Annotated in this window: 13 protein-coding genes; 9 read left to right on the forward strand and 4 right to left on the reverse strand. The window is 65.9% G+C overall.

Annotation, left to right across the window (positions count from 1 at the left end; translation table 11 throughout):
- Window positions 1–6 precede the first annotated feature (6 nt).
- From QA649_RS32430 to QA649_RS32470, 9 genes are all read left to right on the forward strand, one after another.
- Entirely contained in the window at window positions 7–993 is a 987-nt protein-coding gene (locus QA649_RS32430; protein ID WP_283020775.1) for an ABC transporter ATP-binding protein, read from the forward strand.
- Complete coding sequence (locus QA649_RS32435) at window positions 990–1,979, forward strand: oligopeptide/dipeptide ABC transporter ATP-binding protein (RefSeq protein ID WP_283020776.1); 990 nt, start codon at window positions 990–992, stop codon at window positions 1,977–1,979. Before QA649_RS32430 ends, QA649_RS32435 begins: the two co-directional genes overlap by 4 nt.
- An 88-nt stretch (window positions 1,980–2,067) precedes the next feature.
- Window positions 2,068–3,873 carry a gamma-glutamyltransferase family protein gene (locus QA649_RS32440; RefSeq protein ID WP_283020777.1) on the forward strand — a complete coding sequence of 602 codons (1,806 nt, stop codon included), beginning with the start codon at window positions 2,068–2,070 and terminating at the stop codon, window positions 3,871–3,873.
- Between the two features lie 9 nt (window positions 3,874–3,882).
- A complete protein-coding gene (locus QA649_RS32445) occupies window positions 3,883–4,593 on the forward strand; it encodes a DUF1028 domain-containing protein (RefSeq protein ID WP_283020778.1) in 711 nt (236 codons plus the stop codon).
- On the forward strand, window positions 4,590–5,579 hold the full coding sequence (locus tag QA649_RS32450; RefSeq protein ID WP_283020779.1) for an ABC transporter ATP-binding protein: 990 nt from the start codon (window positions 4,590–4,592) through the stop codon (window positions 5,577–5,579). The genes QA649_RS32445 and QA649_RS32450 overlap by 4 nt, the downstream gene beginning before the upstream one ends.
- Entirely contained in the window at window positions 5,579–6,679 is a 1,101-nt protein-coding gene (locus QA649_RS32455; protein WP_283020780.1) for a dipeptide ABC transporter ATP-binding protein, read from the forward strand. Before QA649_RS32450 ends, QA649_RS32455 begins: the two co-directional genes overlap by 1 nt.
- Before the next feature lie 23 nt (window positions 6,680–6,702).
- A complete protein-coding gene (locus QA649_RS32460) occupies window positions 6,703–8,214 on the forward strand; it encodes an ABC transporter substrate-binding protein (RefSeq protein WP_283020781.1) in 1,512 nt (503 codons plus the stop codon).
- Between the two features lie 160 nt (window positions 8,215–8,374).
- Window positions 8,375–9,316 carry an ABC transporter permease gene (locus tag QA649_RS32465; RefSeq protein WP_283020782.1) on the forward strand — a complete coding sequence of 314 codons (942 nt, stop codon included), beginning with the start codon at window positions 8,375–8,377 and terminating at the stop codon, window positions 9,314–9,316.
- Window positions 9,317–9,320: 4 nt separating this feature from the next.
- Window positions 9,321–10,211: an ABC transporter permease gene (locus tag QA649_RS32470; RefSeq protein ID WP_283020783.1), complete on the forward strand. Its 891-nt coding sequence runs from the start codon at window positions 9,321–9,323 to the stop codon at window positions 10,209–10,211.
- Here the strand turns inward: QA649_RS32470 and QA649_RS32475 are convergent.
- Genes QA649_RS32475 through QA649_RS32490 form a run of 4 tightly spaced genes read right to left on the reverse strand, consistent with a single transcriptional unit; the run spans window position 10,208 to window position 15,197 of the window.
- Window positions 10,208–10,954: a hypothetical protein gene (locus tag QA649_RS32475; RefSeq protein ID WP_283020784.1), complete on the reverse strand. Its 747-nt coding sequence runs from the start codon at window positions 10,952–10,954 to the stop codon at window positions 10,208–10,210. The genes QA649_RS32470 and QA649_RS32475 overlap by 4 nt on opposite strands.
- A gap of 9 nt (window positions 10,955–10,963) precedes the next feature.
- Window positions 10,964–12,214 (reverse strand): response regulator, encoded by a 1,251-nt coding sequence (locus QA649_RS32480; protein WP_283020785.1) that lies wholly within the window; start codon window positions 12,212–12,214, stop codon window positions 10,964–10,966.
- The gene (locus QA649_RS32485) at window positions 12,211–12,600 is read right to left on the reverse strand and encodes a response regulator (protein ID WP_283020786.1); all 390 of its coding nucleotides are present in this window, start codon (window positions 12,598–12,600) and stop codon (window positions 12,211–12,213) included. Before QA649_RS32485 ends, QA649_RS32480 begins: the two co-directional genes overlap by 4 nt.
- On the reverse strand, window positions 12,597–15,197 hold the full coding sequence (locus QA649_RS32490) for an ATP-binding protein (protein WP_283020787.1): 2,601 nt from the start codon (window positions 15,195–15,197) through the stop codon (window positions 12,597–12,599). Before QA649_RS32490 ends, QA649_RS32485 begins: the two co-directional genes overlap by 4 nt.
- Between the last annotated feature and the right edge of the window lie 107 nt (window positions 15,198–15,304).

Raw genomic sequence — 15,304 nt, forward strand, 5'->3', positions numbered from 1 at the left:
TCGCCCATGACCGAACCCGTTCTCTCCGTGCGTAATCTCCAGGTCGAGTTCGCCTCCCGCCGCGGCACGCTGCGCGCCATCGACGACGTCTCCTTCGACATTGCCAAGGGCGAGGTGCTCGGGGTGGTCGGCGAATCCGGCGCCGGCAAATCCGTCACCGGCCTCGCGGTGATCGGCCTGATCGATCCGCCCGGCCGTATTGCCGGCGGCGAGATCCGCCTCGCAGGAATGCGCATCGACAACCTGCCGCCGGAGGAGATGCGGCGCGTCCGCGGCAAGCGCATCGGCATGATCTTCCAGGATCCCCTCACCTCGCTCAATCCGCTGTACAAGGTCGGCGACCAGATCGTCGAGACGATCCGGACCCACCTCAATCTCTCCGAATCCGCCGCCCGCCGCCGCGCCATCGATCTGCTCGCCGAGGTCGGCATTCCCGCGCCGGAGAAGCGCATCGACGGCTATCCCCACGAATTCTCCGGCGGCATGCGCCAGCGCGTGGTGATTGCGCTCGCGATCTGCGCCGAGCCGGAGCTGATCATCGCGGACGAGCCGACCACCGCGCTCGACGTCTCCGTGCAGGCCCAGATCATCTCGCTGATAAAGCGGCTCGGCCGCGATCACGGCACTGCCGTGATGCTGGTGACCCACGACATGGGCGTGATCGCGGAAACCTCGGACCGCGTCGCGGTGATGTATGCCGGACGCGTCGCCGAGATCGGCCCGGTGCAGGACGTCGTGAAGAACCCGCTGCATCCCTATGCCAAGGGCCTGATGGGCGCGATCCCGACGCTTGCCGGCGAAGACAAGCGCCTGGTGCAGATCCCGGGCTCGATGCCACGCCTGTCGGCGATTCCGCGCGGCTGCTCGTTCAACCCGCGCTGCGCTTTCGCGTTCGACCGTTGCCGTGTCGAGCGGCCGGAGCCGCTGCCGCGCGGCGCGCAATCGGTCGCCTGCCATCTCTACGACAATGTGCCGGCGGAGAGCGCGGCATGAGCACGCCTTTCGTCCAGGCCACCAATCTGCGCCGCGTCTTCGACGTCTCAAAACCTTGGCTGAACCGCGTGCTCGAAGGCGGCCATCTCGAATACCTCAAGGCTGTCGACGGGGTTACCTTCGACATCAGGAAGGGCGAGACCTTTGCGCTGGTCGGCGAGTCCGGCTCGGGCAAGACCACGGTGGCGCGGATGGTCGTCGGCCTGCTGCCGCCGAGCTCCGGCGACGTGCTGATCGACGGCGTCTCGATGGGCGATCCGAGGCAGGCACCGGCGCGGCGCAAGCTGCGCCGCCGCATCCAGATGATCTTCCAGGACCCCTATGCGAGCCTGAATCCGCGCTTCCGTGTCGATGCCATCATCTCCGAGCCGATCCGCGCGTTCGACCTGATCCAGGGCGAGCGCGAGATCCAGGCCCGCGTCGGCGAGTTGCTCAGCCTCGTCGGCCTGCATCCGGACGACCGGCTGAAATTTCCGCACGAGTTCTCCGGCGGCCAGCGCCAGCGCATCGCGATCGCGCGCGCGCTCGCATCCGACGCCGAATTCATCGTCTGCGACGAGCCGACCTCGGCGCTCGACGTCTCCGTGCAGGCACAGATCCTCAATCTGATGCGCGACCTCCAGGACAAGTTCGGCCTGACCTACATGTTCATCAGCCACAACCTCGCCGTGGTCCGCCACATGGCGAGCCGCGTCGGCGTGATGTATCTCGGCCGTATCGTCGAGATCGCGGAGGGACGCGAGCTGTTTTCCCGGCCACGCATGCCCTACACCAAGATGCTGCTGGGGGCCGTGCCTGACCTCGCGATGAGCGGCCGCCAGCGCATTCCGGTGAAGGGCGAGATCCCGAACCCGATCAATCCGCCGCCCGGCTGCGCCTTCAATCCGCGCTGTCCGCTGGCGTTCGATCTCTGCCGCAAGGAAACTCCGGAACTGATCGACGGGGTTGCCTGCCATGCAGTCAACACCGCGCCGGTCCCGGCCTAACGCGCGCGTGCCATGCGGTCTGTGCATTTGGCATCCCAGCACCGGTTGTGATCAATTGCGCGCGCCGGAAACAAGGTAGCGAAATAAGATGGCCAGCAACGTCAATCCCGATCCCTTCACCACGCGCCCCGAGATCGAGGGCACGTTCGGCGTCGTCGCCTCGACGCACTGGATCGCGACCGCCGTCGGCATGGCCATCCTCGAAAAGGGCGGCAACGCCTTCGACGCCGGCGTCGCCACCGCCTTCACGCTCCAGGTGGTCGAGCCGCATCTGAACGGCCCCGGCGGGGACGTCCCCATTATCGTCCATGACGTCAAGCGCGGCCGCACCGAAGTGATCTGCGGCCAGGGCCCGGCTCCGGCCCGCGCCACCATCGCGCATTACAAGAGCGAAGGCCTCGACATGGTGCCCGGCACCGGCCTGCTCGCCGCCTGCGTCCCCGGCACGTTCGAATCCTGGATGATGCTGCTGCGTGACTACGGCACGATGCGCGTGCGCGACGTGCTGGAACCCGCGATCTCCTACGCCCGCGACGGCTATCCGCTGGTCGAACGCGCCTGCGCCACCATCCAGACCGTCGAGCAGCTGTTCCGCAAGCACTGGCCGACATCGGCCGCGGTCTATCTTCCGAACGGTGAAGTGCCGAAACCCGGCATCCTCTTCACCAACAAGACGCTGGCTGCGACCTACGCCCGGATTCTGAACGAGGCCGAGAGCGGTGGCGATGGCCGCGATGCCGAAATCGAGCGCGCGCGAAAAGCCTGGTCGCAAGGTTTCGTCGCGGAAGCCATCGACAGGTTCTGCCGCACCCAGGAAGTGATGGACGTCAGCGGCTCGCCGCATCGCGGCGTGCTCTCCGCCGACGACATGGCGCGCTGGCAGCCGACGGTCGAGGCGCCGCTGACCTACGACTACGGCCGCTACACCGTCTGCAAGGCCGGCGTCTGGAGCCAGGGTCCGGTGACGCTGCAGCAGCTCGCGCTGCTGAAGGGCTTTGCGCTCGATGGGCTCGACCCGACCGGGCCCGAGTTCATCCATCTCCAGATCGAATGCGCCAAGCTCGCCTTCGCCGACCGCGAAAAATTCTACGGCGATCCCAAATTCAGCGAGATCCCGATCGCGACGCTGCTGTCGGATGCCTATAACGACGAGCGCCGCAAGCTGGTCACCGAGAAGGCTTCGCTCGATCTCCGGCCCGGCGCGGTCGAGGGCTTCGGCGGCGTGGTCAAGCTGCGCCGCGCTGAGGGCCAACGCGAGGCCGTTGGCGCGCTCGGCGCCGGTGAACCAACCGTGGGGCGCTTCGGCGAGGTGCGCGGCGACACCGTGCACTTCGACATCATCGACAAGACTGGCAACATGGTGTCCTCGACGCCTTCAGGGGGCTGGCTGCAATCCTCGCCTGTCATCCCTGAGCTGGGCTTCTGCCTCGGCAGCCGCGCACAAATGTTCGATTTGGAGGAGAACCAACCGGGCTCGCTCGCGCCGGGCAAGCGGCCGCGCACGACGCTGTCGCCGACCATGGCGCTGTGCGACGGCGAGCCTTATCTCGCCTGGGGCTCGCCCGGCGGCGACCAGCAGGATCAGTGGATCACGCAGTTCTTCCTGCGCCACGTCCATTGCAATCTCAATCTCCAGGAGGCGATCGACGCGCCGGCTTGGCATTCCGAGCATTTCCCGATCTCATTCTGGCCGCGCACCGCGCGGCCAGGCGTGCTCGTGGTCGAGAACCGCGTGCCGAAGGCGACGATCGAGAATTTGCGCGAACGCGGGCATATCGTGGAGGTCGGCCCCGATTGGTCCGAGGGACGCCTTACCGCGGCCTCGCGTGTCGGGGTACGCCGCCGCGCCGCCGCCAATCCGCGCGGCATGCAGGGCTACGCCGCGGGACGCTGAAGGTAGCACATGACCTGGTCGATCATCGCACGCGATCCTGCCACCGGCCAGTTCGGCATCGCGGTTGCGACCCGCTTCTTCGCCGTCGGCGCGCGAGTGCCCTATATCGCGGCCGGCCTCGGCGCCATCGCGACCCAGGCCTTCGTCAATCCCTATTTCGGCATCGACGGCGTGAAGTTGCTGCGCGAAGGTTTGAACGTCCATGACGTGCTCGCTACCCTCCTCGCGACCGACGACGGCCGCGAGAGCCGCCAGGTCCACATCATGGACGCCAGCGGCGAGATCGCGGCGCATACCGGGCGCGACTGCGTCGACTGGTGCGGCCACATCGCCGGCAGCGGCTTCTCGATCGCCGGCAACATGCTCGCCGGCGCCGACGTGCTCGACGAGACCGCAAAGACCTACATCGCCAATGACAGCCTGCCCTTCCCGCGCCGCCTGCTCGCCGCGATGCGCGCAGGCGAAGCCGCCGGCGGCGACAAGCGCGGCAAGCAATCGGCGGCGCTCCTGATCCACGGCGACGAAGAATGGCCGGCGCTGGATATTCGCGCCGACGACCATCCCGATCCGCTCGGCGAGCTCGAACGGCTCGAGCGCGTCAGCCACGAGCTCTGGGTTCACTTCCGCCCCTCCATGCCGACGCGGCAGAACCCGGCCGGCAACACCGATCGGAGTGTCATCGACGCCAGCATCGCTGCGGCGCGCGCGAGACGATCATGAGCGCGAGCCCCCTCATCGAGATCAGCGATCTGCGCATCCGCTTTCATGGTGACGATGGCCGCGTCACCCACGCCGTCGACAGCGTCGATCTCAGCGTCGCAAACGGCGCGACGCTCGGCCTCGTCGGCGAATCCGGCTGCGGCAAGAGCGTGACGTCGCTGGCGATCATGGGCCTGCTGCCGAAGCAGAGCGCGGAGATATCAGGCGCGATCCGCTTCGACGGTTTTGACCTGCTGAAGACCCCGGACCAGACGTTGCGCGATCTGCGTGGCAACCGGCTGGCGATGATCTTCCAGGAGCCGATGACCTCGCTCAACCCGAGCTTTACCATCGGCGACCAGATCATCGAGACGATCCTGCGTCACCGTGGCGGCTCGCGGAAGAGCGCGCGCGAGCGGGCGATCGAGCTGCTGCGCCGCGTCCACATCCCCTCGCCCGAGCGGCGCATCGACGAATATCCGCACAAACTCTCCGGCGGCATGCGCCAGCGCGTGATGATCGCGATGGCGCTCGCCTGCGATCCGCGGCTCCTGATCGCGGACGAGCCGACCACCGCGCTCGACGTCACCTTGCAAGCTCAGATCCTGGAGCTGATGCGCGAGCTGAAGGCCGCGAGCGGCGCCGCGATTATCCTGATCACCCACGATCTCGGTGTCGTTGCCGAGGTCTGCGACGAGGTCGCGGTGATGTATGCCGGCGAGATCGTCGAACGCGCGCCGGTGGATGAGCTGTTCTCCGCGCCGCAGCATCCCTACACCGTCGGCCTGCTCGGCTCGATCCCGCGGCTCGACCACCGCGCCGAGCAGCTGGCGACGATCGAAGGCATGGTCCCGAACATGGCACAGCCGCCCGCCGGCTGCCGCTTCGCCGCGCGCTGTCCCTTCGTGCTGGATACCTGCACCAAGGCGCCGCCGCCGCTGGTGGAAGCCAGCGCCGGTCACCTCTCGCGCTGCATCCGCGCGCCGCTCGAACTGCTGGTGTCGTGATGGCGCTGCTCGAAGTCGAGGGCCTGGTCAAGCATTTCGTCGCCGAGCGCTCGCTGTTCGGCCGGGCGCTTGCGCATGTCAAAGCGGTCGATGGCGTGTCTTTCTCGCTGGACGCCGGCAAGACGCTGGCGCTGGTCGGCGAATCCGGCTGCGGCAAGTCCACCGTCAGCCGCCTGGTGCTGCGGCTGATCGAGCCGGATGCCGGCACGGTGCGCTTCGACGGCCGCGATCTCCTCTCCCTCGACGCCGACGCGCTGCGAAGATTCCGCCGCGAGGCGCAGATCATCTTCCAGGACCCTTACGCCTCGCTCAATCCGCGCATGACGGTCGGCCAGATCCTGACCGAGCCGCTGGCGCTGCACGATCTCGTTCCGGCGGCGCGGCGGCCCGAACGCGTCGCGGAGATCCTGCGGCTGGTCGGGCTGGAGCCGCGCCTCGCCCGGCGCTATCCGCACGAGTTCTCCGGCGGCCAGCGCCAGCGCATCGCCATCGCCCGCGCGCTCGCGGTCGAACCGAAGCTGATCATCTGCGACGAGCCGGTCTCGGCGCTCGACGTCTCGATCCGCTCGCAGATTCTCAACCTGCTGCGCGCGCTCCAGGACCGCCTCGGCCTCGCCTATATCTTCGTCTCGCACGATCTCGCCGTGGTCAAGCACATCGCCGACCATGTCGCGGTGATGAACCTCGGCCAGATCGTTGAGACCGCGGAGGCCGACGCGCTGTTCGCCGCGCCGCGCCATCCCTATAGCCGCGCACTGTTGTCCGCGATCCCCGTGCCCAAACCGCGGGCAAAGCGCAGCCGGATTGTGCTGCAGGGAGAGATCCCCAGCGCCCTCAATCCGCCGCCGGGATGCCGCTTCCACACCCGCTGCCCCTATGTGGTCGAGCGTTGCCGCACTGAAATGCCGCAGCTCGTCTCGGATGGCATCGGACATGCAACGGCCTGCCACCGAACGTCGGAACTGCCGTCCTCGGCGGCGATCGTTCCCATGGATGGCGGCTTCTCGCCGGTGCTGGAAAAATTGGTCGCAGCCTTCAGCGGCGGGCCGGAAGCAGCACGCGGCGGCGGGGTTAGTTCATTGGGGCCGGCCCCCACATAGAAGTGAAACAGAGGTTGAGAGCGATGAGCTTCATGCGTGTGACAATCCTGGCGTCGGCCCTGCTGACGTCGCTCGTGGGCACGGTCCAGGCTCAGACCACGCTTCGCATCGGGATCGCCGAAGACCCCGACATTCTCGATCCCAGCATCGGCCGCACCTATGTCGGCCGCATCGTGTTCTCCGCCTTCTGCGACAAGCTGTTCGACATCGACGAGAAGCTGAACATCGTGCCGCAGCTTGCCCTATCCCACGAGACCTCGGCGGACGGCAAGGAAATGACGATCAAGCTCCGGCCAGGCGTCAAATTCCATGACGGCGAGCCGCTGGATGCGGAGGCCGCAAAATTCTCGATCGAGCGTCACATGACGCTGCCGACCTCGTTCCGCAAGTCGGAGCTTGCCAGCGTCGACCACGTCGAGGTGGTCGATCCCCTCACCATCAAGCTGGTGCTGAAGACGCCCTACTCGCCGCTGATCGCCCAGCTCACCGACCGCTCCGGCATGATGGTCTCGCCGAAGGCGGCGAAGGCGGCCGGCGACAAGTTCGGCCTGCATCCGGTCTGCGCCGGCCCCTATAAGTTCGTCGAGCGCGTCCAGCAGGACCGCATGGTATTCGAGAAGTTCGCAGACTACTGGAACAAGGACAACGTTCACATCGATCGCGTCGTGTTCCAGCCGATCATCGACTCGACCGTGCGGCTTGCGAACCTGAAATCCGGTGCGCTCGATCTGATCGAACGCGTGCTCGCGACCGACATCAAGGACGTCCGCGCCGATCCCAAGCTGGTGCTGTCGACGGCCCCCGAGCTCGGCTATCAAGGCCTGACCATCAACATCGGCAATGACAAGGCCAAGGGGCCGCTCAGCCAGTCGGCGAAGGTGCGCCAGGCGCTCAGCCTGTCGATCGACCGCGAGGCCATCAACCAGGTCGTGTTCAACGGCGAGTTCACGCCGGGCAATCAGTGGGTCAGCCCGACGCACCCCTACTACCAGAAGGCGTTCCCCATTCCGGGCCGCGACATCGCCAAGGCCAAGGCGCTGTTGAAGGAAGCCGGCGTCAGCCTCCCCGTCACCGTCGATTACATGGTTCCCAAGGGCACCGAGTATGAGGCCGTCGCCCAGGTCGTGCAGTCCATGGCCGCGGAAGCCGGCTTCGACATCAAGATCCGCGCCGTCGAATTCGCGACCACCTTCAAGCAGGCACAGGCCGGCGAATTCCAGGTGTTTCAGATCAACTGGAGCGGCCGCATCGATCCCGACGGCAATTCCTACATCTTCATGCGCAGCAAGGCGCCGCAGAACGACGGAGGCTATTCGAACCCCGAGGTCGACAAGCTGCTGGAAGAGGGACGGGCGACATCCAACGTCGAGGAACGCAAGGCGACCTATGCCAAGCTGACCAAGATCGTGCTCGACGACCTGCCGATCATCTACATCTATCACCGCACGCTGCTGATCGCGCACACGAAGAAGCTCGAGGGCTACCGGCAGATGCCCGACGGGCTGGTGCGCGTGGTCGGGCTGAAGTTCAAGTGATCGACCTGATGACGACAATGGCGTGTCCCGGACGCGGCGCAGCGCGTAAGCGCTGCACCGCAGAGCCGGGACCCATGACAACCGCTCATCAGGATAGATGGGTCCCGGTTCAGCTGCGCAACATTGCATGTTACGCAGCGCCCGGGACACGGGTCGAACCATGCTGAACTTCCTCGCCCGCCGCATCGCGCAGATCGTGCCGACGCTGTTCTTCGTGTCGGTGCTGATCTTCTCGCTGCAACAGTTGCTGCCGGGCGACCCCGCGCTGGTGATGGCCGGCGAGGAGCGCGATCCCGCCGTGATCGAGCAGATCCGCCAGCAGTACAAGCTCGACCAGCCGATTCCCGTGCAATACGTCTACTGGCTCAAGGGTGTGCTGACAGGCAATTTCGGCGAGTCGCTGCGCAACAAGATGCCGGTGCGCGAGCTGATCGCGCAGAAGCTGCCGGTGACGCTGCAGCTCGGCTCGATGGCGATCCTGATCGCGTTCTTCATTGGCATTCCCGCCGGCATCGTCTCGGCCGTGAGGAAGGGTACGGCCTGGGACTACGGCGCCAACCTGTTCGCGCTGTGGGGCATCTCGACGCCGAATTTCTGGCTTGGAATTCTCCTGATCTTCCTGTTCTCGATCGAGCTCGGCTGGCTGCCGGCCTCGGGCTACGTCCCGCTGACCGAGAACTGGCGCGCGAGCTTGGCCGCCACCATCATGCCGGCCTTCGTGCTCGGCAACGCGATTTCCGCGATCCTGATGCGGCATACGCGTAGCGCGATGCTCCAGGTGCTGGAAAGCGACTACGTCCGCACCGCGCGCGCCAAGGGCCTGTCGGAGCGCTCGGTGATCCTCAAGCATGCGATGCGCAATGCCCTGACGCCCGTGATCACGCTCGGCGCGCTCGAGCTCGGCACGCTCCTGTCGGGCGCCGTGCTGACCGAGCAGATCTTCTCCATTCCCGGCTTCGGCAAGCTGATCGTCGATGCCGTGTTCAATCGCGACTATGCGGTCGTGCAGGGCGTGGTGCTGGTGACGGCCACGGTCTACATTACGCTGAATCTCGTTGCCGACATCGCCTATATCCTCGTCAATCCGCGGCTGCGGGGCTAGCGCCATGACCGACGCCGCGCTGCCCGCCGCCCCCTCCGCCACGCAGAGCTATGAGCTCGACAGCCCCGCGCGCCGCGCGCGGCGGCGGCTGTTCAAGCGCAAGGCCGCCGTGTTCGGGCTCGTCGTGATCACGATGTTCATCGCGCTGGCAGTCCTTGCGCCCATCGTCGTGCCCTATGACCCCATCGCGACGAGCTGGAGCCTCGTGCGCAAACCGCCGACCGCGGCGCACTGGTTCGGCACCGACGAGCTCGGCCGCGACATCCTCAGCCGCGTCGTCTACGGCGCGCGCGCCTCCCTGCTCGCAGGCCTCATCTCGGTCGCGATCGCGCTCGGCATCGGCGTGCCGCTCGGCCTGCTCGCCGGCTATCGCGGCGGTTTTGTCGATGCGCTGATCAGCCGCATCACCGATGCGATGCTGGCCTGCCCGTTTTTGATCCTGGCGATCGCGCTCGCCGCGTTCCTCGGTCCGAGCCTCGGCAACGCCATGATCGCGATCGGCATCTCGGCCACGCCGATCTTCATCCGGCTGACCCGCGGCCAGGTACTGAGCGTCAAGGCCGAGGACTATGTCGAGGCCGCACGAGCGCTCGGCAACCCGCCCTGGCGGATCGCGTTCTCACATATCCTGCCGAACATCCTGCCTTCGCTATTGGTGCAGGCGACGCTCTCTATCGCGGCGGCCATCATCGCCGAGGCCGCGCTGTCGTTCCTCGGCCTCGGCCAGCAGCCGCCGGCGCCGTCCTGGGGCAGCATGCTCAATGCGGCACAACGCTTCCTGACCCAGGCGCCGTGGATGGCGATCTGGCCGGGCCTTGCGATCTTCCTCGTGGTTCTGTCGCTGAATCTGCTCGGCGACGGCCTGCGCGACGCGCTCGACCCAAGGCAGCGCTAGATCACCACCTCCCGCATCACGCGGCGGCAATCCATCTCGTATTCGAGATCGACCACCGGCGGCCGGGCAAAATGCCAGGTCAGGCCGGAGCGCAGCGCGCCGCGGCGGACCAGCTCATCGACGAGGGCATGGTGGAAGTCGTGCACCGAATAGGCCTGCACGCCGGTCGTGTCCTTCCAGCCGAAGCCGAACGCCGTCATCCGGTTTTCCATCTGCGAGGTCGTGGTGAAGCGCACCTTCTCGCGCAGACCGTCCGGGCTGAGATCGCGGTAGCGCACCGTGCGCTCGACATAGGTGCCGCTGCCCTCGCGCGCCTCGGCGCCGCCGGCAATGACGAAGCTCGGTGCGTTTGACCGCGTCGGGCGCGTGAAGGAGAACGCGTAGAACGACGGCTCGGACGGCGGGTCGATCTCGGGACAGACGTTGCTGCGCGCCACCGGATTGGTGGTGCCGTCGAAGATGCCCCATTCCGATAGCGTCTTCACATAATGCAGGTTGAAGGCGCGAAAGCCTTCCTCGCTGAAGGCGGCCGGTGAGCGCAATTCGCAGGCACAGAACGCCGTCAGCGGCCGCCCCGCCTCCTGGATGAATTTTGCGGCCAGCGCAAATCCTTCGGCGAGCGGCACCAGGCGGTCGAAGCGGACGCGCTCGATCTCGTAGCCGTCATCCGCGGCAGCACCGGCCGAATACTGGAACACGGACGGGATGAAACGATAATTGCCGGCGGAGAATTCGCGCGTCATGACGGGCTCCTATTCCAGTTGCATGCGAATGCCCTTGGCGCCGTTGAGCAGGCGCTTCAGGTGAAAACCGGCCAGCGGATCGTCGGCACGCATGCCGACCAGCGAGGCGAAGGCCGGCATGGCTGCGGCGTCGCCAGCCTCCATCTTGGCGAAAGCCTCCGAATAGATCGCCGTCTCCGGCGCTTCGAATTTGTCCGGCAACAACGGCTCGAACGCGCGCAGCGGCTCGCTGCGTCCGCGCAGCATCAGCTCGCCGACGGGACGTCCTTGAAAATTCTCAGCCGCCTTGGCGACGTTGGCGCTGACGCAGATGCGCGTGCCCAGGTGTTTGTTGGCGGCTTCCAGCCGCGCCGCGATGTTGATGGAGTCGCCATAGGCCGTGTAGTCGAAGAAACGATTGCCGCCGAAATTGCCGACCAGCGCAGGACCTGCATGGGCACCGATGCGGGTCGTCCCGAAATTCACGCCCTTCGCCCTCCAACACGCAGAAAAATTCTCCGCCCAGGCGTCGAGAGCATGCGCGCAGGCGACCGCACGCGTCGCATAATCCGGCTGATCGCCGGGGGCATTGAACAGCACCTGGATCGCATCGCCGATGATCTTGGCGACCGTCCCCTCATGCGCGAACACGATCTCGGTCATCCCGCCGACATATTCGTTGAGGAGCTGACCGAGTGTCTGCGGAGGCGCGCTCTCGACCAGCGAGGTGAAGCCGGTGATGTCGGTGAAGAGGGTGGCGACATCGCGCCACTGCACCTCCATGCCGTCGCCTTCGACATCCGCCGCCAGGCGTCTTGCGATCTCCGGTGAGAAGAAGCGCGACAGCGAGGCATGGGCGCGCTCGGCTTCCATCTGGCGCCGCCGCACGTCGCGCAGCATCTCCACATGGCGGATGGTCTTCTGGATCGTGGTTTCCAAGTCGGCGAAGTCGATCGGCTTGGTCAGGAAGTCGAATGCACCGCGGTTCATGGCGGTACGGATGTTGCTCATATCGCCATAGGCCGAGACGATGATGATCGACTTCTTGTCCTCGGCCTCCTGGAGCTTCGCCAGCAGCGACAGCCCGTCCATCCGCGGCATGTTGATGTCGGAGACCACCATGTCGACATGCGGATTCTGCTCCAGCGACTCCAGTGCCTCGAGGCCGTCGCGGGCGAACATCAGGGCGAACTGGCCATCGCGAATCTGCCTGCGGAACTTCTGCAGGATCAGCGCTTCGAGGTCCGGCTCGTCGTCGACGAAGAGGATGGTCGCAGTCATGCGGCTTGCTCGAGCCTCGTATCGATTTCCTGGCGCAGCAGCGCAAAGTCAATCGGCTTGGTCAGGAGCCCGACGGCGCCCCGCTCGATCGCCTTGCGGCGCGTCTCGGTGTCGCCATAGGCGGTGATCATGATGACGGGGACATGCGGATAGTCGGCGCGCACCTTCGGCAGCATGTCGAGCCCACTCATGCCTGGCATGTTGATGTCTGACAGGATCAGGATCAGCGAAGGATCCCGAACCTCGGCGGCACGCCTCAGCGCATCGGCTGCAGAGGGCGCGAACTCCATCTGGAAACGGCCGGCGCGCAGGTCGCGCCGGAAGTGTTGCCTGAACAGCGGCTCGACGTCGGGCTCGTCGTCGACGACCAGAATGTAAACGTTCAAGTCTTGCCTCCGGGGGTGTCGCCCGCTGCCATCGTCCGCGGCAGCGTGATGATGAATTCGGTGAATACACCGGGGTCGGTCTTCACGTCGATCGTGCCACCATGCTGCTTCACGACGATGTCGTGGCTCATGGACAGGCCGAGCCCGGTGCCTTCGCCGGCCGGCTTGGTCGTGAAGAACGGGTTGAACAGCTTCTCCTGCACCTCGGGCGGAATTCCGGTGCCGTTGTCGCGGATCCGGATCTCGACCTTGTCACCGAGGTTCCGCGTTGCAGCGCTCAGGGTGGGCTCAAAACCTTCCGCCGCACTCGCCTTGCGCTTGGCAGCGGCGTAGAAGCCGTTCGAGATCAGGTTGAGGAAGACGCGCGTGATCTCCTGCGGATAGATGTCGATCATGCCGGCCGCGGGGTCGAATTCGCGCTCGAGCGTGACATTGAAGGCGGGCCTCTCGGCGCGCGCACCGTGATAGGCGAGATTGAGGCTCTCCTCCACGACCGCATTGATATCGACGGGACGATGTTCGCCAGACCCCTGGCGCGAATGCAGCAGCATGTTCCTGACGATGGAGTCGGCGCGCTTGCCGTGCTGCACCACCTTCTCGAGATTGCCCTTGAGCATTGCAGTCAGCTCGTCGACCTCCTCCTTGGTCTTGTCGTCGAGCGAGACCGATTGCAGGGTCTCGTTGAGCTCGTCGATCAGCTCGGTCGAGACCGAGGAGAAGTTATTGACGAAGTTGAGGGGGTTCTTGATCTCGTGGGCGATGCCGGCGGTGAGCTGGCCGAGGGAGGCAAGCTTCTCGGTCTGCACCAGGCGATCCTGTGCGGCGCGCAAATTGTCGAGGGATTGGGAAAGCTCGCTCGTGCGTTCGCGAAGCTGCTTGAGCAGTCGCGCGTTCTCAATGGCAATGACCGCCTGGTTGCCAAAATTCTCTACCAGAGCGATTTGCTTGTCTGTGAACGCACGAACCTCACGACGAAAGATAGTTATCACGCCGACCAGCTCGTTATCTCGCAACAGCGGGACCATAAGCGTCGTGCGGGCGCCGCCGACGTCACCAATCAAGACCGCCATCTCGGCTCCAGCACGATAGGCAGGGGCTTCACGGACATCGAGAACATGGGCGACCCGATGTGTTCTGACAACCTCGGCAAGGCCGCTCTCGGGATGTGGAGCAAGCATTCCGACATGCCGGCGCCTGGCCGCAAATTCCGGGGGCAGATTGTAGTCCGATACGAGATTGTATCGTTCCCCGTCCCAGAGATCCATGACGCCAAAGCTCGCACCGCAGACCCGCGTTGCATTGGCCAACATCTTGTTGAAGACCGGCTGTAGTTCGCCCGCGGACGAACTGATGGTCTCCAAGACCTCCGAGGTCGCTGTCTGCTGTTGCAGCGCTTCCCGCAACTCGGCGGTCCGCTGCTCGACCTTGTTCTCGAGGTCGGCATAGGATTCCTGCAAGCGCTCGCCCATGTGGTTGAATTGGTCCGCGAGCCCCTCCAGCTCATCGCCGGTTTTGATCGAGATACGCTGGGCGAAATCGCCCCCGCCGATGCGCTCGGCGCCGATGCGCAGTGCCTGGATCGGCCCGACCATGCGGCGCGCCAGGAAGATCCCGGCCAGCACCGCGAAGACCGAGGCCGCGAGCAGCACGAATGCGAGCCGTTCCAGCGCGGCATAGAGCGCCGCATAGGCCTCCTCGACCGGCAGCTCGACGAACATGGTCCAGTGCATCGGCTCGATCGGGGCCGATGCGGTCAGCACCTTCTGGCCCTGGATGTTGCGCGCCTCGGAGAGCGCGTCGGCAGTCCCCCCGCCCCCGGCCAGCGCGGCGCGCACCTGCGCAAGGTTCGACATGTCGGTGTTGCGCAGAACGAGGCTGATATCGGGATGCGCGATCAGCCGCCCCTCCGGGCCGACGACGTAAGCGTGCCCGTGCTGGCCGACCTTGATCTGGGACACGACGTCCCAGATCAGCTTCAGGTTGACTTCCGCGATGCTGACGCCGGCGTCCTTGCGCGACCCGGCCTGCGCCAGCGTCATGTAGGGCTCGGAGTCCCTGCGAAAGTAGACCGGCCCGTAGAACACCTTGCGCGCGACCGCCTCGGTGAATTTGGGGTCGTCAGACAGATCGATCCCGCTGTCGATCGCGTCCATCGCCAGCCGCGACACACGCAGACGCTCCCTGCCGCTCGCATCGACCTGGGCGAGTTCCGTGATCGCCGGCACTTGGCGCAGCAGCCGCAGCGCGTCGAACCGACGCTGCTCGATCGAGCCCGCCGACCATGGCAGCTGCGTGGTCCAGCCGAGCTGACTCTCGATCTCCTTGACGAACTGCCCGATCTTGGCCGCAGCCGCCTCGGCCTGCTCATGCTGGACCCGGATCAGCGAGGCCTTGTGCTCGCGGTAATAGAAAAAGACCTCGAACAGGCCGTTGGCGAGCAACGCGATGGCGACGACCGCCACGAACAGCGCGACATATTTGGCGAACAGCCGGGTCCTGATTCCCTTCCCCGCCGCCGCGCTGGGCGCGACGCCATCCGGCGCCGCGCTCGGCAGCGTCCTGGCTTGCGGGGTGTCGGGATGGAGGGAAAGGCTCATCCCGCGGAACCTAGCAAGAAGACCGGACCTTGTCTCTCGCCAGCGCGGCCAAGGGCCCGCCCCAAGGTTGCGGCCGCCGCAGCGGGACCCAACGAAAAAGGGCGGCA

The sequence above is a fragment of the Bradyrhizobium sp. CB1717 genome, from assembly GCF_029714325.1.
GTDB lineage: Bacteria > Pseudomonadota > Alphaproteobacteria > Rhizobiales > Xanthobacteraceae > Bradyrhizobium.

Bases quoted from the DNA above. Each gene is read 5' to 3' on its own strand.
- QA649_RS32450 (WP_283020779.1), top strand. From the start codon at position 4,590: ATGAGCGCGAGCCCCCTCATCGAGATCAGCGATCTGCGCATCCGCTTT.
- QA649_RS32445 (WP_283020778.1), top strand. From the start codon at position 3,883: ATGACCTGGTCGATCATCGCACGCGATCCTGCCACCGGCCAGTTCGGC.
- QA649_RS32490 (WP_283020787.1), bottom strand. From the start codon at position 15,197: ATGAGCCTTTCCCTCCATCCCGACACCCCGCAAGCCAGGACGCTGCCG.
- QA649_RS32435 (WP_283020776.1), top strand. From the start codon at position 990: ATGAGCACGCCTTTCGTCCAGGCCACCAATCTGCGCCGCGTCTTCGAC.
- QA649_RS32465 (WP_283020782.1), top strand. From the start codon at position 8,375: ATGCTGAACTTCCTCGCCCGCCGCATCGCGCAGATCGTGCCGACGCTG.
- QA649_RS32440 (WP_283020777.1), top strand. From the start codon at position 2,068: ATGGCCAGCAACGTCAATCCCGATCCCTTCACCACGCGCCCCGAGATC.
- QA649_RS32470 (WP_283020783.1), top strand. From the start codon at position 9,321: ATGACCGACGCCGCGCTGCCCGCCGCCCCCTCCGCCACGCAGAGCTAT.
- QA649_RS32460 (WP_283020781.1), top strand. From the start codon at position 6,703: ATGAGCTTCATGCGTGTGACAATCCTGGCGTCGGCCCTGCTGACGTCG.
- QA649_RS32475 (WP_283020784.1), bottom strand. From the start codon at position 10,954: ATGACGCGCGAATTCTCCGCCGGCAATTATCGTTTCATCCCGTCCGTG.
- QA649_RS32455 (WP_283020780.1), top strand. From the start codon at position 5,579: ATGGCGCTGCTCGAAGTCGAGGGCCTGGTCAAGCATTTCGTCGCCGAG.
- QA649_RS32430 (WP_283020775.1), top strand. From the start codon at position 7: ATGACCGAACCCGTTCTCTCCGTGCGTAATCTCCAGGTCGAGTTCGCC.
- QA649_RS32480 (WP_283020785.1), bottom strand. From the start codon at position 12,214: ATGACTGCGACCATCCTCTTCGTCGACGACGAGCCGGACCTCGAAGCG.